Genomic DNA, 18554 nt, shown 5'->3' with positions numbered 1-18554 from the left:
ACTTTCGGTCCACATTGTCGGTTCATTTTGCGCGTACCGCCTCGGGTTCGCGGCGCCGGCGGCCGGACGGCGCGGCGGCTTGCCACGCCGCGGCGTACCTTGTAGTCTCCCCCACCCATGAGCCTCTTTCCGCAGGAAGCCCTGAACCCCGGCGTGCGCAAGCGCGAAGTCTTCGGCTGGGCGATGTACGACTTCGCCAATTCCGGGTACACCACGGTCGTCATCACGGCGGTGTTCGCCGCGTATTTCGTGAGCGGCGTCGCGCAGAAGGCGCCCTGGGCCACGTTCGCCTGGACGCTCGCGCTCAGCATCTCGCACGCGATCGTGATGATCACGATGCCCAGCATCGGCGCGTATGCGGACCTGCGCGCGGCGAAGAAGCGCGTGCTCGCGATCATCACGGTGGCGTGCGTGCTGTGCACCGCGGCGCTCGCCTGGGCGCAGCCCGGGGGCGTGGCGCTCGCCATGGTGCTCATCGTGCTTTCGAACGTGTTCTACACGTACGGCGAGTCGCTCACGGCGGCGTTCCTGCCGGAGCTCGCCCGGCCCGAATCGCTCGGAAAGGTAAGCGGCTGGGGCTGGAGCTTCGGCTACTTCGGCGGCATGCTCACGCTCGGCCTGTGCCTCGCGTACGTGATCCAGGCGCAGGGGCAGAAGATTCCCGCGTCGCAGTTCGTGCCGGTCACGATGCTGATCACGGCCGTGATGTACGGCGCGGCCTCGCTCGCGACGTTCTGGCTGCTCACCGAACGCGCGAAACCCAATCCGCAGGCGTTGCGCGAAAGCGGGTTCGCGGCTTCCCTGCACCAGCTGCAGCGCACGGCGAGCCAGGCGCGCCGCTACAAGGACTTCGTGTGGCTCATGGCGTGCGCCGTCTTCTACCAGGGCGGCATCGCGGTGGCGATCGCGCTGGCCGCGATCTATGCCGAATCGGTGATCGGCTTCAAGCCGCAAGAGACGATGGTGCTGATCTTCGTGCTGAATCTCGCGGCGGCGGCAGGCGCCTTCGCATGGGGTTATCTGCAGGACCGGGTGGGCCACAAGCTCGCGCTCGGCACGACGCTCGTGGGCTGGGCGGCCGTCTGCATCATCGCTTCGGTCTCGACGACCAAAGGGGAATTCTGGATCGCGTCCACGATCGCCGGGCTCTGCATGGGGTCGAGCCAGTCGGCCGGGCGCGCGCTCGCGGGCATGTTTGCGCCGCCGAAGCAGCTCGCGGAGTTCTACGGCCTGTGGACCTTCGCGCTCAGGATCGCGAGCATCATCGGGCCGCTCTCGTACGGCGCGATCACGTGGGTGACCGGAGGCAACCAGCGTCTTGCGATCATGTCGACCGCGGGGCTCTTCGTGATCGGGCTCGCGCTGCTCGTGCGCGTGAATGTGGAGCGGGGAAGGCAGGCGGCGCTCGCGGCGCCGTGATCGCCGCGCGACTCGCTGTTTCGCTGGATTGGTCAGCCTTCGGTGGCGGCAGGCGTCGGCGTATCGGTGGCGTTTGCCTCGCCCGTACGATTCTGCGCGAGATGATGCAGTTGCGGCGTCGACAGGATGAGTGTGTTCCAGACGTCGTCGGACTCCGGATCGTCCTGCACTCTGGCGACCACCGAGATTCCGCGTTCGGCCATCGCCCGCAGGAACCCTGCGAGCGTCATGTCATGGCCCACTTGGGACACGCTATAGCCGGTCCCCCATCTGTCCAGGTCGTGATCGAACTGCGAACCGCGAACCACCAGCACGACGGGCCTGTCGGCTGCGAGCGCCTGATCGACTGCAGCGTAGAGCGCATCGAGCTTTTCCCTTGGCAGGCCGGGGAATGCGGGATAGAGGGGATTTTCCGCGGATGGGTAAGGAAGCTGCACCGGCGCGGTTCCCGGGCATTCGACCGCGGTGCCCGACGCGTTGCAGACGAGGTAGGCAAGAGGCGCGCCGATCACGACGCGTCCATCGAGGGCGAACGTGTCATTCCAGAGCGACTCGGTCGGATCGTCGAGTCCGACCGGCACCGCTTTCATCCGGCCGTCGCCCATGAGGCCGGTGTACGCTCGCACCCACGTCCATTCGCTCGCAACGAATTCGTGTCCGCCGCCGCGGTTCCACTTGCAGACGAGCTCGGTAAATTGGTGGATCGCATGGGGGTCTCGCCGATCCAGTCCTTGCTGGAGCTTGACGCGATCCGCCGCGCTGAGGCTTCGTGCCGCCTGATGGACGGTGACCGGGGTGACCGGGCCGTTCCCGCTCAGACCTGCCGCGACTTCGTACATCATCTTCTCGTTGCTGTCGCAGGGGACCCACCCGCCGGACGCGGGCGTCTGCCCCATCAGATAGGCAGCGCGATCGGAAAGACCCAGGCGTTCGAGTTCGGCCTGGCACGCCGCGATGGCCTCGCTCACGTTCGCGGTGTTCGCGATAGGCCCCGTGGCGTTCGCGGTTGGCTCGTGGGCCCGTTCCGCGGCCTGCGGCAGGTGGAGGGTCACCTCAGGGGGTTGCCAAGGGTGCAGCGCAACCTCCGACATGCGACCGGCGATGCCCAGAAAGAAGAGGCACACGACGGTCTTCGTGCCGACCGCACGGGCTTGCGTCCTGCCGCCCGAGGAGGCCGCATCGGCAGGCCGGCACGTCCCTTCCGACCCGGGAGGGTCCGCGACATTCAGGACATGATCGGGCAGCAACCTGACGGTTTGACCCGCGTCGGGAACAGGCAGAGGCGAAGTCCTTCCCGGGTAGTCGCCATTGGCGGGAGTCGATTGCGAAGCCGATTCCGGCGGAGTCCGAATGTCCATCCTGCGTTCCACGCCTTTCGATCGATAGGTTGCGATCCGGTCATCCTATTGAGGCGAACACCGTGTCGCGACAGACTTCGGTCTGAGGCAAGACCTTCGGCATTCGCATAGCATCCTTCGCATGACCCCCGTTCGCTTCGAAGGCCTCTGCGCGAGCCTGTGCGAGCTCTTCGGAATCGCACCGCCCGCGATCGCCGAGGACGCCTCGGGCGTGAGCGCCGTCACCTTCGAGGTCGACGGCGTCGCCACCAGCGTGATGCACATCCGCGCGCTGGGCGACTCCATCGTCATCGCGGCGAAGCTCGGCTCGGTCGGCCCCGACGAGGAGCTGCACGCCTGCCGGGCCTTCCTCGAGGCGAACTTCCTCATGGCCGGCCGCGCGGCATCGCCTTCCATCGGCCGCGACCCCGCGACCGGCGACTTCGTCGTCAACTACGCGAGGCCGCTCGACACCGCGACCGCGCCCGATCTCTATCAGGCCGTCATGCGCATGACCGAACTCGCCACCCAGTGGCGAGCGCACCTGGTGCCGGCCCGGCCCGCCGTCGATTCGCTTGCGATGCTCGCGACGGCGCATCGCGCCTGACTCCCGGGCGGGCGGCGCCGCTCACGCAAGCGGCAGCTGCAATGCGAACTTCGCGCCCTTTCCCGGGCCGTCGCTGAAGGCGGTGAGGCTGCCGCCCAGTTCCTGCGCCGCGATGACGCAGCTGTGCAGCCCGAATCCGTGGCTGTCCGGCTTCGTCGTGAAGCCGTGCGAAAAAATGCGGTCCAGGTTCTCCCGCGCGATGCCGCAGCCGGTGTCGCGCACGGTCACCACGATACGATCGATCTCCTCGCGCAGCGTGACGGTGAGGCGCCGCTCGCCGTCGACGCCCAGCATCGCTTCGCGCGCATTGGCGAAGAGGTGCGAGAGGATGTGCATCACGCGCGCCTTGTCGAGGCGTGTCGCCTCCATCGGCGCGTAGTCGCGCCGCACCGCCACGCCGTCGCGCGCGAGGTCCGCTTCGTGCGGGCGCAGGGCTTCGTCGGCGAGCTCGTCGATGCGAGCGAGTTCCAGCACGCGGCCGTCGCCGGCGTACGCCTCCTGCATGGCGACCACGTTGCGGATGTGCTCCACGCTGCCGCACAGCCGCTGCAATTCCGCGAGCATCTGGTCGCGCTCGCTCGCGAGCGCTTCGTCCAGTTGGCGCAGGTAGGCCGGAACGAGCCGGCCCTTGGCGCCGGGCGCGAAGAACGCCGGCAGGTCGTCGGCCTCGTCCTGCAGCAACTGGGAAAGCCGTGTGAGGCGCGAGGCCGACGAGTCGCGCACCCGGGCTTCCAGCATGTGCGCGGAGACGTTCATGCTCGTGAGCACATTGCCGACGTTGTGCAGCACGTTGGCCGCGATCTGGGCCATCCCCGCACGGCGTGCCTCGGCAAGCAGGTGCGACTGCGCTTCGCGCAGCTGCCGCGCCCGCTCCTCGACCTTTCGCTCGAGCCTCTCGTACAGGCGCGCGTTCTCGAGCGACATCGCGAGTTGCCCGGCGATCAGCACGACGGCGTCGAGGCACTCGGTGCCGAATGCGCCGCTGCGCGCGTCGTTCTCGAGCACCAGCATCGCGCGCACCGCCGCCTGATGCACGACCGGCACGGCCATCAACGAGCATCGCGCCATGTCCCGGAAATACGGGTCCCCCGCGAAGCGCTCGTCGGCAAGCGCATCGTCGATGAGGAGCGGCACCGCCTGCGCCATCGCGTGCGCCAGCACGGACACGGGCGCGCGGTCTCCGACACTCTCCTCGCAGCCGGGGCTGAGGCCGTCCTCGGCGGGAAGCACCCAGTCGTTCGCATCCGGGTCCCGGCGAACGAGCGTCACCTTCGTGGCGCCGGAGACTCTGCGCAGGACCTCGCGCACGCGCGCATCGAGCGCCGCCGCATCGCCTTCGCGCTGCAGGACCCGCGCGGTGCGCAGCACGGCGAGCGTGTCCATCCGGCTCGCGTCCGCCGCGCACCATGACGCGCTGTCCGGCGCGAGCGGCACGCGGTCGCGCGCCACGAGCTGCGCCGCCTTCGCGGTCGCGCCCCATTGCGTGTAGAGCCTGTGCGCCTCGGCGAGCAGTTCGCCGCCGCGGCTCGCGCGGCCTCGCGCGCGGTGGAACTGTCCTGCCCGTTCCGTGATGAAGGCGCGGTGCCACGGACGCGTACCCGTCGCGCAGAGACCGAGCGCGGCATCGAAGCGCGTGGCCGCGGCGGTGTCGTCGCCCTGAGCCCACGCCTGTTCCGCCAGAACGTGCAGGCAGATGTGCCGGAAGTTCGCGGGCGCATCGATCGCGCGAAGCTCCAGCCACGCGGCCCGCTCGGCGAGGTCGGCCTTCCACATGCCGTCGCGCTGCGGCGCATGAAGCCGCGTGTCCTGCAGCTTCCACGCCGCGGCCAGGGCCGCGAGCCAGTGCGCCCAGGCCACCGTGTAGGTCCCCTGGCCCGCCGAGAGAGCGAGGGACGCTTTCGCATGCGCATAGAGAGCGGGTGTGTCCGCGAAGATCGCGGCGCCGAGCGCACGGTGAACGTGGAACATGAAGGTCGCCCGGGGCCGCGCCGCGTGGCCGGCGAGATGCCGCGCCTCGGCGAATTCGGCGTCGTCGAAGGACCCCGTGGCCGATGTCTCGCCCCGCAGTGCCCGCGCCAGTTGGCGCGGCGCGAGCAGCGCGGCGGCCAGCTCCTTCATCCCGTTGCGCTCGGCGAGGCCGAGGCCGGCATCCGCTTGCCTTGCCCATTCCTGCACCGTCGCCGCGCACTCCTGCAGGCCCGGCACGGTGACCCAGTAGCTCGAACACGCGGCCTGCGTTCGCCCGCGCGCGAGCAGGCCTTCGCATGCCTCGGTCGCGAGCTGGAGACCCCGCTCGAGCGGCTCGAACCAATGCACGCCGGCGAGGGCGAATCGCTGTCGCGCGTGCAAACCAGCGGCCTGCCATTGCTTCGCGTCGCACAGCGCGATCATGCGGCGGGCCGCCAGGTAGCCCGTGCGCCAATCCGCCCGCGCGATGGCGACGCTGCTGCCGGCCATCGACAGGCTCGCGGCCAGTCCCGGGCACGGGCCGTGCCGGTGCCAGAGGTCCAGGCTCGCACGCACGATGGCGCAGCGAGCGCCGTCGTGCAACGCTTGGGCCGACAGCGCAAGCTGCGCGAGCATGTCGGCCGCGGCGATGACGCACGCGTCGCGCGCTTCGGGCTGCGCCGCTTCATGGGCGTCGTCGAAGGTTTCGACCCAGCCGCGGAGCGCTTCGGCCGCGGCCGCCGCATCGGCGGCGCCGAGGTGCTCTTGTGTCTCGAATCCGAGGCCGCGCAGGAACCGCGCGCCATGCGTGATCGCCCGCGCGTCGGCTTCACGGGCGTGCAGGCTTTCTGCGTGCGTGAGCGCCGCATCCGCGAGCACCAGGGGATCGGGATCGCGCAGTTCGATCCACGCGTAGAGCTCCGCGGCCTCGTCGGTGCGGCCGAGCCGGCTGAGCGCCGCGTGCAGATCGAGCTCGCAGCGTAGTTGAGATGCCGCGGTGTCCTTGCCGTTCGCCGCGGCGCGCCCGAGCAGGCCGAGCGCGCCCCGCAGCAGCGGCTCGGCGCCCGCGAAGTCGGCGTGCGACGCAAGACGGGTCGCGGCGCGATGCATGAGGGTGCCCGCTGCCGCGCATTCTTCGGCATCCGTCACGGCGCAAGCCGCGCTCAGGTACTGCCCGGCGGCTTCCAGCTCGAATGCCGCCACGGCGGCGAGCCTGCGGGCGAAGTCCAGGTGCATCTGCATCCTGCGGCCAGCGTCGGCAGACGCGCAGGCGGCGCGCCGCACCGGTTCATGCAGGCGCAGCCTGGCTGCCGGACCCGGATCGAGCAGCACCATGCCTTCGGCTTCGAGCCGCGCGCAGCGCGCGTGCAGCTCGCGCGAACCGAGCCCCGTCGCGGCCCCGAGCGCGGGCATCGGCACGTCCCCGCCCAGGCAGGCGAGCGCCTCCAGCAGTTCGCGCGCGGCGCGCGGCAGGCGCGATACGCGCTCGCGCAGCAGGTCCGTCATGCTCGCCCCGTTCGCATGGCGCTCGATTTCGCGGGCATCCCACCGCCACCCGTGCGCGCCCGGGCGCAAGACGCCGTCGCGGCGCAGCGCGTTCACGAGCTCCACCGTGTCGCGCGGATTGCCGCCGCACCGCACGGAAAGCGCACGAGCGAGCTCCTCGGACGAGTCTGCAGGCAGCCGCAGCATCTCGCCCAGCATGCGCGCGAGATCGGGCGACTTCAGATTCGCAAGCCGCAGCAGTTCGAAGCGCGGCCGACTGCCACTCCATCGATCGATCGCGACTGCGAGGGGATGCGGCGGCACCAGCTCGTCGTCGCGGCAGGTGCCGATCACGAGCAGGCCTGGCGGGTCTTCGTCGCAGAGCACCCGGTCGATGAGGTCGATCGCGGCATCCGCGTTCCAGTGCAGATCTTCGAGCACGAGCACCACCGGCCGCCCCGGCGACGCCGCCGCGCGAAGCAAATCGGCGGCAAGCGCCGCGGGCTGCGCCGCGCTCTGCGGCAGACCGAGCGCCTGACGCAAGGCACACGTGCCTGCGCCGCCCTTGGCCGCCCGGCCGACGAAGAGGCTGCCGTCGCGCGATTCCACGACACGGCGCACTGCATCCACGAGCGCCGTCTTGCCCACGCCCGCGGCTCCCGCTACCAGAACGACACGTGTTGCTCCGTCCGATGCCGCGTCGAACGCGCCTCGGAGGCGTTCGAGTTCCCCGTCACGTCCGACGGGGTGGCACGGCGCCGCGAGCCGGTCGCCGAAGTCGAGGCGGCCCAGAGCGAAGTCGGTCGCACCCCCGCGCGCGAGGGCGCGGCGCAAGCGGCGCAGGTCGTGCGCAAGGCCTTCGGCGCTCTGGTAGCGCCTGGCGGGCTCCTTCTCGAGCAGGCGCATCACGATGTCGGAAAAGGCGCCGGGCAGCTCGGGTCGCACCACCGAAGGCGGCACGGGCGCGAAGGTGAGCCGCTCGTGCAGCGCGGCAAGCGGGTCGTCCTGCGCGAACGCGGCGCGGCCGGTCGCCCAGTCGTACAGGACCGCGCCCAGCGCGTAGAGGTCCGCTCGCCGGTCGGCGCCGTGCGCGGTGCGGCCCGTGAGCTCCGGCGCGAGCCAGGGAAGCGCCGCAAGCGGCTGCGGCGCGTGGGTCCGGCCGTGCGCATGCCGCAGGCACTGCGTGGCCGCGAGCGCGCTTTCGGCGAGCGAGAGGAGCGTCGGGTCGATCGTTGGATGAAGCGTCGGATGCATTCGTGGCCTTCAACCTATCCGAATGGATGGTCACCGGGTCTGCGGTGCGCGCAGGAGCGTTTCGCTACTTCCGTATGGTTTAATTTCAGCGGTTCATCGCCCAAACTGATTCCCATGGGACCCGTAACGGGCCCGCAAGGAGCAAGGCAATGAACCCGTCCGCATCGATTTGCTTCCAGCTGATCTTCCGTTCCCTCTTCAAGAGTGGCCGCGGCTTCGCGTTCCCGTGTGACGAACGCGGCCAGGTCGACATGGACCGCATGCCGGAGAGGGCGCGCAACAACTATCTGTTCGCCCGTGCGATGGTGGGCCGCGATTTCAGCCCGCCCGCCGTCGAGCTCGTCGCCGCGTGATGCGTGCAGGCCCCACCGGGCCGCTTCGCGAAGCGGGGCGGCTCCGGCCGACGGTCGTCGACCGGCTCCGCAGCCGCCAGGTTGCCTGAAGCTCACGAATCGGGGCGACTTCAGGCAGCGGGCGAAGCCGGCAACTGAAGAACGAACGTCGCCCCATGCCCCGGCCCCTCGCTATAGGCCGCGAGGCTGCCCCCCATCTCCTCGGCCGCGATCGAGCAGCTATGCAGCCCGAATCCGTGGCCTTCCGTCTTGGTCGTGAAGCCGTGCGAGAAGATGTGCTGCATGTTCTCGGGCGAGATGCCGCATCCGCAATCGCGCACGCTCACGACGATGGAGCCGGCCGCCTGGCGCACGGCGACATCCAGGCGGCGCTCGCCCGGGACTTCGTCCATCGCCTGACGCGCGTTCTCCACGAGGTTCACGAGAATCTGCATCACGCGCGTGCGGTCCATCGCGGCGATTTCGACCGGGGCATAGTCGCGCAGCACCTGCACGTGGTGGCGCGACATCGACGCCTCCTGGATGCGAAGCGCGTCCTCCACGAGGTCGGTGATGAGCGCGCGCTCCATGAGGCGCCCCGAGCTGGCGTACGACTGCTGCATCGCGATGACGTTCTTGATGTGCTCCACGCTCGCGCAAAGCCGCTGAAGTTCGGCAAGCAGCTGCTGCCGCTCCGCCTCCAGCGCCTGGGAGAGCTCGCGCAGGTAGGCGGGCACGTGCTGCCCCTTTCCGCCCGGGCCGAAGAACGCCTGGAGGTCGTCGCTCGCCTCGGAAAGCAGTTGCGCGACGTCGGCGATGCGCGAGGACGGAGACTCCTGCACCTGCTTGGACACCACGTGCGCGGAGACATTCACGCTCGTGAGGACGTTGCCCACGTTGTGCAGCACGTTCGTCGCGATCTGTGCCCTGCCGTCGCTGCGCGAGAGCGCGGCGATCCGCGCCTGCGCATCGCGCAGCTGCTGGGCCTGCTCGATGACGCGGCGCTCCAGGCGTTCGTACGAGCGGGCGTTGTCGAGCGTCACGATCAGAAGCCAGGCGATCGCCGAGACGGTCTCGAGCTGCGAGTCGCCGAAGGCCCCCGGCGCGGCGCGGTTCTCGAAGATCAGGACGGCGCGCGGCGACCCGCGCCGCACGAGCGGAATCGCCATCGCCGAACAGCATTCGACGTCCCGGAAGTACGGGTCCATCGAGAAACGGTGATCGGCAAGGGCGTCGGCGACCACGAGCGGCTTGGCCGTGTGCACCGCGTGGCTCAGCAGCGACAGCGGAACCGGCCCCGCGATCGCGGCGTCGCCGATGGCCGCCGCGCGGTCGTTCGAGCGCGGCAGCCAGTCGTTCGCTTCTTCGTCCCACAGGGCGAGCAAGACGCTCGTGGCGCCCACGATGCCGCCCAGTACGGCTTCGATGCGGGCCTCCAGGCTTGCGGGGTCCGTGTCGGCACAGAGCGTGTGCAATGCACGCATGACGGCCATCGGATCGACGCAATTGCCTTTGCAGAAGTCCGGTGATGCTTCATTGACCGAAAGCGCCATTGCCTTCTCCTTACGCCGGATAAAGGTAGCATGCGAATGTGCGCGTCGCCAGCCGGTTCGCTGGGCCCTATACCAAAGGATAGGCCCGCTGCCTTCGGGGTTGCCGGCGCCGCCGGAGATGGCGAAGGACTACCTCGGCACCGCCGAGGGCAGCGTGAAGTACACGGTGGTCCCGTGTTCCGGTCGCGAGTCGGCCCAGATCTGTCCGCCGTGCCGCTCGATGATCCGGCCGACCGTGGCGAGGCCAACGCCGCCGCCCGGATACTCGCCGAATTCGTGCAGGCGCTGGAACTTCTGGAACAGGTGGTCCGCGCGCGACATGTCGAACCCGCAGCCGGAGTCGCGCACGAAGAACACCGTGTCGCCCTCGGCGCCGAAATCCGCGCCGAAGGTGATGGCGGCGATCTTCTGGCGGCCCGTGAACTTCCAGGCGTTGCCCAGAAGATGCTTGAGCGCGACGCGCACGAGCTGGCTGTCGCCCCAGGCCCTGAGGCCATCCTGGATGCTGATCGACACCTGCCGCTGCGGCTCGCGGTTGCGCTCCTCGTCGATCAGTTCACGGCCCATGCGGGTGAGATCCAGCGATTCGTGCGAGGGCTGCGCCACCACGACTTCGGTGAGCGACAGCACGCCGTCGATCAGGAGTTCGCCGCAGCGCGCGCCGTTGCGCATCTGGTCGAGGTACTCGTCGACCTTGTCGCTGCGATGGCCGCCCAGTTCCTGCGTGAGCAAGGAGCTGAGGATGCCGATGGCCGCGAGAGGCGAGCGCAGGTTCTGCGAGACGTTCTTTTGCACGGCCTCGAGGTCGTGGTTGCGCCGGCGCAGCTCCTCGGCGGCCTGCTGCACTTCGTGCAGCACCCGCTCGAGGTTCGAGAGGTGCGTCGCGGCCTCGTGCGCCACGCGGCGCTTCGCGACCAATGCGCGGGCGAGCTGGATCACTTCGATCGGATCGAAGGGCTTCTTCAGCACGAGCAGGCGATCGGGCGAACCGAGCCTGCCGAGCGCCTGCTCGAGCGGATTGTCCGAATAGGCCGTGCAGATCACGACCTGCAGTTCGCCGTCCTCGCGCCAGAGTTCCTCGATCGTGCGCACGCCGTCCCAGCCCGCGGGCATTCGCATGTCCACGAAAGCGAGCGCGTACGGCCGGCCCTCGAGGGCGGCGGCCTTCAGCAGGCGCAGGCCCTCTTCGCCGCTCGAGGCGCAATCGAGCTCCAGCGGCGTGCGCGGAGAAGACGCGGAGCCGAACAGCACGCTTTCGGCCTCATCGAGCGAAGCCGACCCCCGATTGGGCGTAAGCACCTTTCGGAAGTCTTCGTGGATCGACGGCATGTCGTCGATCAGGAGAATACGGCTGAATTGCGTGTTCATCGAGGTCGCCATCGGATTTGGCCATATTTAACACCGCAACGGATCCGCCGCTAGCCCCCTGTGCCCGAACCTATACGGATGGGTGGGCGATGTGCGGACCATACGAAAGTCTAGGCAGGTTTCCCTTGTGCGCAGCGGCCCAAGTGCAAGAATGACAACGTCCACAGGGAGGACGTCAGGCGGAGAGGAAACGGACCGGCCGGCTCGAGGCAGCGGCCCCCGCCCTCCGAACAGAAAGAGTGCAGGCTCGGCCGATGGTTTCGTGGTTTCCGTCCCGGCATCCCGACCAGGTCCGCATCGCGCAATCGGTGGCGACGGTCCAGCAGCTCGGTAGCAACACGGGCTTCATCATCTGCATGATGGCGCTTGGCCTGACCGTGCAGTTTCAGCACGGTTTCGGCTGGCTGGCCGCGGCCTGGCAATGTGCCATGGGCGCGCTCGGGTTCGCCGCGTTCAACAGCTGGTCGCGGCTGAGCGGGCTGCCGCCGCCCGAGCGCGTGTCGGTGCGCCACATCCGCGACGTGGTGCTTTCCTCGGGCCTCGGCGGCACGATCTGGTCGGTGGGCCTCGTCGCGTGGGCCTCGCAGGCCGACCAGCAGCTCGCGCTGATGGCGGTTGCCGTGTCCATGACCTTCACGGTTCACGCGGTGGCGAGCGGCTATTTCGTGCCGTGGTCCGTGGTCGCGTTTTCCGCTCCCGTGATCGCGGCTTCCATCTTCGTCCTCTTCTACGCGCTCGACGCGCCGGTGGCCAACATCGGCGTCCTGCTCATCGCGTTTCACAGCCTCGCGTCGTTTCGGCAGCTGAAGAAGAACTGGAACAAGTTCTCCCACGCGATCGACATCGACGTCGAGAGAAACCGCCTCGCGGCGATGCTGCAGGAGCAAAAGGAAATCGCGGAGCGCGCGGTGCAGGTGAAGACGCGCTTTCTCGCCTCGGCGAGCCACGACCTGCGCCAGCCGATGCACGCCATCTCGCTCTATCTCGACGGACTGGCGGAGGTGGAGCTGCCCCCGCGCGTTCGCGAAGTCATCTCCGATGCGCGGGTCTGCGCGCACGACATGAACGACATGTTCCGCTCGCTGCTGGACATCTCGCGGCTGGATGCAAGGCAGGCGGTGCCGGCCTTGAGCACCTTCAGCGTCGCGTCGCTGCTTTCGCGCATCGAAAAGGAATTCCAGCCGCTCGCGGCGGCGCGCGGCATCCGCCTGAAGGTCCGGCACTGTTCGGACCACGTCTACAGCGATCCGGTCATGGTGGAGCGGATCGCCCTCAACTTCGTGAGCAACGCGGTGCGCCACACGAGCAAGGGCGGCGTGCTCGTGGGCTGCCGGCTGCGCGGGCCGATGCTGCGCTTCACGGTGTACGACACGGCCGGCGGCATCCCGGAGTCGGAGCAGGAATCGATCTTCGAGGAGTTCCACCGGCTCGATTCCGCGCCGCCGAGCGACAACACGGGCGGAGTCGGCCTGGGCCTCGCGATCGTGCGGCGCCTCGCGCAGGCGCTGCGGCTGAACCTCGTCATGCGCTCCACGCCCGGGCGCGGTTCGATGTTCGCGGTGGACATGCCGCTCGTTCACGTCGCGCGGGGTCAGGCGGCCGTGGGCGTCCCCGAACGCCGGCTCGCGGGCCGCCTCGTCGTGGTCGTCGACGACGAACCGTCGATCCTGAGCGCCGCATCGTTCATCCTCGAGAGCGCGGGCTGCGACGTCGTGTGCGCACGCTCGGGCGTGGAAGCGATGCAGTCGCTCGCGGGCAGCTTGCGCCCGCCCGATGTGATCATCTGCGACTACGAGCTCAGCCAGGCGTCCAAGGGATCGGACGTCATTCGAGAACTGAGGCAGGAGTTCAATTCCGACATCCCCGCATTGCTGGTCACGGGCAATACGGCGGGCGGCATGGCCGAGAAATCCGCGAAGGGTCTCGGGGTTCCCGTGATGTACAAGCCGCTGGAAGCATCAGCGTTGAAAGGCTCGCTGGAGCAACTCCTGCAGCCTCGAGGAGCAATGACATGAGCAAGACCGTACTCGTGGTCGACGACCATCCCCTCTTTCGCAAAGCACTTGTGGGCCTCGTCGAGGAAAGCGGTGCGGGCGCGAGCGTGCTTGCCGCGGCGAGCGCCGAGGAGGGCCTGCAGCGGGTGCGCGAAAGCACGGTGGACCTGATCCTGCTGGACCTGGGACTGCCCGGCGCGGCGAGCGCCGATGCGATCGCTCTCTTTCGCCGCGCGTGCAGCGCCGACATCGTGGTGGTGTCCGCTTCGGAGCACAGGCAGGAAATCGCCGCGGCCACCCGGGCGGGCGCGAGCATGGTCGTGTCCAAGAGCGTTTCCATGGATACGCTCAAGGAGATCGTGCAGCGGGCGCTCGAGGGGGCGGTGTCCGAACAGAAGTGGATTCGCCCGGCCGGCTCGCTGTCGCTCACGGAAGAAAGCGGCCACGGATTGACGACGCGCCAGCAGGAAATCGCGGCGCTCCTCATGAACGGCTACTCCAACAAGGAGATCGGCATGCGCCTCGGGCTCGCCGAGATCACCGTCAAGACGCACCTCACCGCGATCTTCCGTCTGCTGGGCGTCGTGAATCGCACGCAGGCCGTCGTGGCGATCCGCAGGCTGGGTATCGCGTACGGGGCCGCCGAGGGCAGCCCTGTGGCCGGATCGCCCTGAGGCGCGTCCGGCTGCGAAGCGCCCGCGGGCGCAAATCATGCAAGGGAGTGAAAGGACACCATGAAGCATTCGACCGTCGCGGCTCACGCCGCATGCGCAGCATTGGCCCTGTTGGCCCTGGCCGCGGGGCCTGCGAGCGCGGACACCCTGAAGAAGATCGAAGAGACCGGCCGCTTCGCGCTCGGCTACCGCGAATCCTCCATCCCGTTTTCCTACGTTGCCACCGCGGGCAAGCCCGTGGGCTTCGGGCAGGACATCGCACAGGCCGTCGTTCAGGAGGTGCGCCGGCGCACCGCCGCCCGGGCGATCGATGTCGAGTACGTGGCGGTGACCTCGGCGAACCGCATTCCGCTGCTGCAAAACGGCACCATCGACCTCGAATGCGGCTCCACCACCAACAACACCGCGCGCAGCAAAGAAGTCGCCTTCGCGCTCAACTACTTCTATAGCGGCACGCGCCTGCTGGTCAAGAAGAGCTCGGGCATCGGCAACTATTCGGACCTCGCCGGCAAGACCGTCGCATCGACCTCCGGCACGACGAATGCGCAGGTGCTGCGCCGCTACAACCAGGAAAAGCAGCTTGGCATGCAGATTCTCCTTGCGAAGGACCACGCCGATGCGATGCTGCTCGTGCAGACGGACCGCGCCGCGGCTTTCGCGATGGACGACATCCTGCTATACGGCCTGATTCCCGGCGCACGCCAGCCGTCGGACTGGCAAGTGGTGGGCGACACCCTGCAGGTCGAGCCCTATGCGTGCATGCTGCGCAAGGACGATCCCGCGTTCAAGGCACTCGTGGACGGCGTGATCGCATCGATGATGCGCTCGGGCGAGTTCGAGCGGCTGTACCGGAAGTGGTTTGTCTCGCCGATCCCGCCGCGCGGGATCAACCTGAATGTTCCGATGAGTCCGCAACTGCGCGACAACCTGTCGCAGCCCTCGGACAAGCCCGAGGTCTGAGAGGGGCGGGGGCGGCGGGGCCCCGCTTCCCTCTCGACTCGCCTATCGATTCTCGGCGGCCCGGTCGGCGTACCACGCCGCTGTGTAGAGCACGCCGGATGCCGCCATGCCGCAGACCGGACCCCCCACGAGGAAGGTTTCGATCAGCGGGGTCAGTTCGTTGCAGGCGACGAGTCCGAAGCCCCCGGCGATGCCCGCGATGCTGCCGCCGAATGCCACCGAATGCCCCCAGGTCATGAGCGAATCGGCAAGCAGGCGCAGGTTGATCCGGTGGGGCGCACCGGGCATCGGTTGCGCCTCGCAGCCGGGATGAATCAAGTGTCGCTGGGAGAACATGAGGCACCTCCTCGGACGGCTTCGCCGCCTCACCCAGATGCTACGGAGCGCATCCGCTTTGACCATCAGACGAAGGTCTGTGCGCTTTTCGCGCTGGCGCCACCGCTCAGGCGGCAGGCCCTACGTCCGGTTCGGTGCGATCCGACTCGCGCCGCCGCCACGCTCCGGCTCCGAGCGCTTGCGGGCTCGGGCAAAGTTGCGTTCAAAGGGGACGGAAATGAGCGGCTCGTCGCCATCGTGGACATTGTTTTCGCAGCGGCTGCACAGCCACCGGCGGCGCAGGGTGCGGCCCGCCCTGCGCGAATCCGAGCGGGTCACCCGCCGCATCTGCATGCGGCTGGACCGCGGAGCGACCGAGGTCATCCCGGAGGTGGACGAGGGCATGCTCGTGCGCGTGGCCGAGGGGAGCCTCTGGATCACGCACGACGGCGACCCGAAGGACGTGATCGTGGATCGGCAGCAGAGCTACGAGCCCCACCGCGAACGCGCGATGCGCATGCATGCGCTCGCACCGTGCGTGGTGGAGATTCAGTTCGAGGACGACTGGGAGCGATAGCGCGTGGTACGGTGGCGGTGCGGCCCGTGCGCTCATTCACCCGCACGGCTCGCCTTACCGACTCACATGCACTCGAATGGAGACACAGCATGACCCCCAAGAACACGATCTGCCTCTGGTATGACGCCACCGCGCTCGAAGCCGCCCAGTTCTACGCGAAGACCTTTGCGGACAGCTCGGTCGGCGCCATCCATCGCGCGCCGGGCGACTATCCGTCCGGCAAGGAGGGCGCGGTCCTGATGGTGGAGTTCACCGTTCTCGGCATCCCTTGCATCGGCCTCAACGGCGGGCCCGAGTTCCGCCACAGCGAGGCCTTTTCGTTCCAGGTTGCAACCGACGATCAGGCTGAAACCGACCGCCTGTGGAACGCGATCGTGGGCAACGGCGGCGAGGAAAGCGCGTGCGGCTGGTGCAAGGACAAGTGGGGCCTCTCATGGCAGATCACGCCGCGCGTGCTCATGCAAGCCGTGACGAGCCCGGACCGCGCGGCGGCCAAGCGCGCATTCGACGCGATGATGCCGATGAGAAAGATCGATATCGCGACGATCGAAGCGGCCGTGCGGGGGGTGTGAGACGCATGAAGCTGCGTTTTGCCCTCGTCGGTGCTGCGCTGTTCTTCTCGGCCGGTGCGGCGTCGGCGTTCGGGTTCTTCGGCGGCGATGTCGCGCCCGGCACGGCGCGCGACGAGGTCATCGCGCGCATGGGCCGCCCCACCGCCGTCGTGCCGCTGCCGGGCGGCGCAGAGCGGCTGCAGTATTCGCAGCAGCCCGCCGGCCAGTATGCGTGGATGGTCGACGTCGATGCGAACGGCCGCGTCACGGCGTCGCGTCAGGCGCTCACGCAGGCGAACTTCGAGCGCATCGTGCCGGGACAGTGGACGCGCACCGACGTCGAGCGTGAATTCGGGCCGCCCGCGCGCATCGAACGCGTCGCGAGCTGGGACGGCCCGATCATGACGTACCGCTGGCGCGACGCAGGGGGCGCGGACATGTTCTACTCGGTCTATCTCGACGCGCAGGGGATCGTGCGCCGTGCGCACCCGAGCATGGAAGTGCGGGACCGCTTCTTCGACTTCCGGTTCTGAGGCGAGAACCGAGCCCCCGCAGCATGTATGCTGGAGCGCAACACCCACTTGCCGTGACCTCCTGTCCGAACTTCCCCGAATGAAGCGCATGTTTGCCGCCGCTCCGCTCGTCGCGCTCACCGCGTACTACAACCCGTTTCGCGGCGCCCGGCGGCTGCGCAACTACCACGTGTTCCGCAAGAACCTGGGCGACGTGCCGCTCGTCGCGGTCGAATGGTCGCCGGACGGCCGTTTCGACCTTCGCCCCGACGACGCCGACGTGCTGATCCGCGTGCAGGGCGGCGACCTGATGTGGCAGAAGGAGCGGCTCCTCAATCGCGGCCTCGCACGCATCCGTGCCGAAGGGCTCGCGCGCGACGTGGCGATCATCGATGCCGACGTCGTCTTCGCCGAGGCCGACTGGGTGCGGCGAATTCTCACGGCGCTCGAGACGCGGCCCTTGATCCAGTGCCACAGGCAGGTGGACTACATGCCCGACATCGCGCGCGAGATCCGCGAACGCGATGCGCTCGCGCGCGTCGAGCCCGAACGGTCCCTGCCGTCACTCGCGTACGCGTTGGGCCACGGCGAACCCCTGTTCACCTCGGATCCCGAGCGCATGCGCGCCTTTGCCTTTCACGGGACCACCGCGCCCTCGTCGGGCAATGCGGGCATCGCCATCGCCGTGCGTCTCACGGACCTGCCGCGCTTCGAGTTGTACGACGCCAACATCGTGGGCGGCGCGGATCTGCTGCTCGCCACGAGCTACATCGGCCGGACTCAGGAGTTCTTCGAGCCCCGCGGCTACAGCCTGGCGCATCGCGCCGACGCGGCCGCCTGGGCGGCGCGCTGCCTGCCGCCGCCGCCGCGGCCTCCGATCGGCTGGGCCGACAATCGCGCCCTGCACCTGTGGCACGGCCCTCTCGAAGACCGGCAGTACGCCCAGCGCCTTCGCATCCTCGGGCCGCGCAACTACGATCCGGCGCGCGACATCGACCGCAGCGGCGAGGCACTGCGGTTTCGGGACACGGCGGCGGAGCTGAAAGCCGCGGTGGGGCAATACCTCGCTTCGCGGCACGATGCCTGAGAGCTTTCGAGCGGTTCTTCCGCGAATCTGGAAGAAGGAATCGGCGCGGAAGGCGTGGCTCGCCGAGACTAGCTGAACCGCCGCGCGGCAGCCGGATCGGCTTGGCAGCGGATGCACAGAAGGGCCGCGGGCACCGCGAGCAGGCGCTGCTCGTCGATCGCTTCGCCGCACGAAGGGCAGGTGCCGTACGTGCCCTGGGCGATGCGCTGTCGCGCGGCGGCGATGGCTTCGAGTTCCTTCGCGGCGCGGGCCGCGACGGCATCCTCGAGCAAAGCCTCGGTTTCCTCCTCGGCCGCCTCCTTGCCATCGAACACTTCGGTGCGGTCATGCTCGTGCGCGGCCACGTCCGTCTGCGCGGCGATCACCGCTTGCAGTTCGGCTTCGCGCCGGTCGAGCAGGCCTTCGATGCGTGCCTGCAGGAATTCGGGCGTGGGGCGCGTCATAGGCCGCATCCGAGCGAAGTCACGGGAAGGATCGAGGCCGCCGCCGCTGCGAATTCGAAGCGGCGGCGCCAGTCGTGGGTGCCGGCTTCCGCCGGGGCGAGTCGGATCGGGTTCATGCGGTCCATTGGGCCAGCGAAGC

At 68.8% G+C, this 18554-nt stretch carries 16 protein-coding genes; 10 read left to right on the top strand and 6 right to left on the bottom strand.

Annotated features, from left to right (window positions below; translation table 11 throughout):
* Positions 1 to 117: 117 nt before the first annotated feature.
* Positions 118 to 1419 (top strand): MFS transporter, encoded by a 1302-nt coding sequence (locus VHA82_RS13490; RefSeq protein WP_325544468.1) that lies wholly within the window; start codon positions 118 to 120, stop codon positions 1417 to 1419.
* 32 nt (positions 1420 to 1451) lie between these two features.
* On the opposite strand, the gene VHA82_RS13485 is transcribed toward VHA82_RS13490, so the two are convergent.
* On the bottom strand, positions 1452 to 2543 hold the full coding sequence (locus tag VHA82_RS13485; RefSeq protein WP_325544466.1) for a hypothetical protein: 1092 nt from the start codon (positions 2541 to 2543) through the stop codon (positions 1452 to 1454).
* Between the two features lie 355 nt (positions 2544 to 2898).
* Here VHA82_RS13485 and VHA82_RS13480 point away from each other — a divergent pair, with 355 nt between their 5' ends.
* The gene (locus VHA82_RS13480) at positions 2899 to 3363 is read left to right on the top strand and encodes a CesT family type III secretion system chaperone (protein ID WP_325544464.1); all 465 of its coding nucleotides are present in this window, start codon (positions 2899 to 2901) and stop codon (positions 3361 to 3363) included.
* 21 nt (positions 3364 to 3384) lie between these two features.
* On the opposite strand, the gene VHA82_RS13475 is transcribed toward VHA82_RS13480, so the two are convergent.
* Positions 3385 to 8049, bottom strand: a complete 4665-nt coding sequence (locus VHA82_RS13475; RefSeq protein WP_325544461.1) for a trifunctional serine/threonine-protein kinase/ATP-binding protein/sensor histidine kinase — start codon at positions 8047 to 8049, stop codon at positions 3385 to 3387.
* A gap of 149 nt (positions 8050 to 8198) precedes the next feature.
* On the opposite strand from VHA82_RS13475, the gene VHA82_RS13470 reads away from it, so the two are divergent.
* Positions 8199 to 8402: a hypothetical protein gene (locus tag VHA82_RS13470; RefSeq protein WP_325544460.1), complete on the top strand. Its 204-nt coding sequence runs from the start codon at positions 8199 to 8201 to the stop codon at positions 8400 to 8402.
* Positions 8403 to 8512: 110 nt separating this feature from the next.
* On the opposite strand, the gene VHA82_RS13465 is transcribed toward VHA82_RS13470, so the two are convergent.
* Both VHA82_RS13465 and VHA82_RS13460 read right to left on the bottom strand, forming a co-directional pair.
* Positions 8513 to 9934, bottom strand: a complete 1422-nt coding sequence (locus tag VHA82_RS13465) for a sensor histidine kinase (protein WP_325544457.1) — start codon at positions 9932 to 9934, stop codon at positions 8513 to 8515.
* 129 nt (positions 9935 to 10063) lie between these two features.
* Positions 10064 to 11302, bottom strand: a complete 1239-nt coding sequence (locus tag VHA82_RS13460; protein ID WP_325544455.1) for an ATP-binding protein — start codon at positions 11300 to 11302, stop codon at positions 10064 to 10066.
* A 254-nt stretch (positions 11303 to 11556) separates the two neighbouring features.
* On the opposite strand from VHA82_RS13460, the gene VHA82_RS13455 reads away from it, so the two are divergent.
* From VHA82_RS13455 to VHA82_RS13445, 3 genes are read left to right on the top strand one after another with little or no spacing between them, the layout of a single operon-like run.
* On the top strand, positions 11557 to 13317 hold the full coding sequence (locus VHA82_RS13455; protein ID WP_325544453.1) for a hybrid sensor histidine kinase/response regulator: 1761 nt from the start codon (positions 11557 to 11559) through the stop codon (positions 13315 to 13317).
* The gene (locus VHA82_RS13450) at positions 13314 to 13970 is read left to right on the top strand and encodes a response regulator transcription factor (RefSeq protein ID WP_325544451.1); all 657 of its coding nucleotides are present in this window, start codon (positions 13314 to 13316) and stop codon (positions 13968 to 13970) included. The genes VHA82_RS13455 and VHA82_RS13450 overlap by 4 nt, the downstream gene beginning before the upstream one ends.
* A 60-nt stretch (positions 13971 to 14030) precedes the next feature.
* Positions 14031 to 14930 (top strand): amino acid ABC transporter substrate-binding protein, encoded by a 900-nt coding sequence (locus VHA82_RS13445; protein ID WP_325544449.1) that lies wholly within the window; start codon positions 14031 to 14033, stop codon positions 14928 to 14930.
* Positions 14931 to 14972: 42 nt separating this feature from the next.
* Here VHA82_RS13445 and VHA82_RS13440 read toward each other — a convergent pair whose 3' ends face one another.
* On the bottom strand, positions 14973 to 15218 hold the full coding sequence (locus VHA82_RS13440) for a hypothetical protein (protein WP_325544447.1): 246 nt from the start codon (positions 15216 to 15218) through the stop codon (positions 14973 to 14975).
* A gap of 265 nt (positions 15219 to 15483) precedes the next feature.
* Between VHA82_RS13440 and VHA82_RS13435 the strand changes: the two genes are divergently transcribed.
* From VHA82_RS13435 to VHA82_RS13420, 4 genes are all read left to right on the top strand, one after another.
* The gene (locus VHA82_RS13435; RefSeq protein ID WP_325544445.1) at positions 15484 to 15822 is read left to right on the top strand and encodes a DUF2917 domain-containing protein; all 339 of its coding nucleotides are present in this window, start codon (positions 15484 to 15486) and stop codon (positions 15820 to 15822) included.
* 89 nt (positions 15823 to 15911) lie between these two features.
* A complete protein-coding gene (locus VHA82_RS13430; protein ID WP_325544443.1) occupies positions 15912 to 16394 on the top strand; it encodes a VOC family protein in 483 nt (160 codons plus the stop codon).
* Between the two features lie 5 nt (positions 16395 to 16399).
* A complete protein-coding gene (locus VHA82_RS13425) occupies positions 16400 to 16906 on the top strand; it encodes a hypothetical protein (RefSeq protein WP_325544441.1) in 507 nt (168 codons plus the stop codon).
* A gap of 88 nt (positions 16907 to 16994) precedes the next feature.
* The gene (locus tag VHA82_RS13420) at positions 16995 to 17972 is read left to right on the top strand and encodes a hypothetical protein (RefSeq protein WP_325544439.1); all 978 of its coding nucleotides are present in this window, start codon (positions 16995 to 16997) and stop codon (positions 17970 to 17972) included.
* A 68-nt stretch (positions 17973 to 18040) separates the two neighbouring features.
* On the opposite strand, the gene VHA82_RS13415 is transcribed toward VHA82_RS13420, so the two are convergent.
* Positions 18041 to 18415: a TraR/DksA C4-type zinc finger protein gene (locus VHA82_RS13415; RefSeq protein WP_325544437.1), complete on the bottom strand. Its 375-nt coding sequence runs from the start codon at positions 18413 to 18415 to the stop codon at positions 18041 to 18043.
* Positions 18416 to 18554: the final 139 nt, after the last annotated feature.

Origin of the sequence: Ramlibacter sp. (genome assembly GCF_035548915.1) — a bacterium.
GTDB lineage: Bacteria > Pseudomonadota > Gammaproteobacteria > Burkholderiales > Burkholderiaceae_C > Ramlibacter.
Note: the sequence above shows the minus strand (reverse complement) of the source record. Positions and strands in the feature narration are given on the sequence as shown.

Excerpts from the sequence above, each read along its gene's own strand:
- VHA82_RS13460 (WP_325544455.1), bottom strand. The coding sequence starts at position 11,302 with ATGAACACGCAATTCAGCCGTATTCTCCTGATCGACGACATGCCGTCG.
- VHA82_RS13475 (WP_325544461.1), bottom strand. The coding sequence starts at position 8,049 with ATGCATCCGACGCTTCATCCAACGATCGACCCGACGCTCCTCTCGCTC.
- VHA82_RS13440 (WP_325544447.1), bottom strand. The coding sequence starts at position 15,218 with ATGCCCGGTGCGCCCCACCGGATCAACCTGCGCCTGCTTGCCGATTCG.
- VHA82_RS13435 (WP_325544445.1), top strand. The coding sequence starts at position 15,484 with ATGAGCGGCTCGTCGCCATCGTGGACATTGTTTTCGCAGCGGCTGCAC.
- VHA82_RS13425 (WP_325544441.1), top strand. The coding sequence starts at position 16,400 with ATGAAGCTGCGTTTTGCCCTCGTCGGTGCTGCGCTGTTCTTCTCGGCC.
- VHA82_RS13420 (WP_325544439.1), top strand. The coding sequence starts at position 16,995 with ATGTTTGCCGCCGCTCCGCTCGTCGCGCTCACCGCGTACTACAACCCG.
- VHA82_RS13465 (WP_325544457.1), bottom strand. The coding sequence starts at position 9,934 with ATGGCGCTTTCGGTCAATGAAGCATCACCGGACTTCTGCAAAGGCAAT.
- VHA82_RS13430 (WP_325544443.1), top strand. The coding sequence starts at position 15,912 with ATGACCCCCAAGAACACGATCTGCCTCTGGTATGACGCCACCGCGCTC.
- VHA82_RS13490 (WP_325544468.1), top strand. The coding sequence starts at position 118 with ATGAGCCTCTTTCCGCAGGAAGCCCTGAACCCCGGCGTGCGCAAGCGC.
- VHA82_RS13455 (WP_325544453.1), top strand. The coding sequence starts at position 11,557 with ATGGTTTCGTGGTTTCCGTCCCGGCATCCCGACCAGGTCCGCATCGCG.
- VHA82_RS13445 (WP_325544449.1), top strand. The coding sequence starts at position 14,031 with ATGAAGCATTCGACCGTCGCGGCTCACGCCGCATGCGCAGCATTGGCC.
- VHA82_RS13415 (WP_325544437.1), bottom strand. The coding sequence starts at position 18,415 with ATGACGCGCCCCACGCCCGAATTCCTGCAGGCACGCATCGAAGGCCTG.
- VHA82_RS13450 (WP_325544451.1), top strand. The coding sequence starts at position 13,314 with ATGAGCAAGACCGTACTCGTGGTCGACGACCATCCCCTCTTTCGCAAA.
- VHA82_RS13470 (WP_325544460.1), top strand. The coding sequence starts at position 8,199 with ATGAACCCGTCCGCATCGATTTGCTTCCAGCTGATCTTCCGTTCCCTC.
- VHA82_RS13480 (WP_325544464.1), top strand. The coding sequence starts at position 2,899 with ATGACCCCCGTTCGCTTCGAAGGCCTCTGCGCGAGCCTGTGCGAGCTC.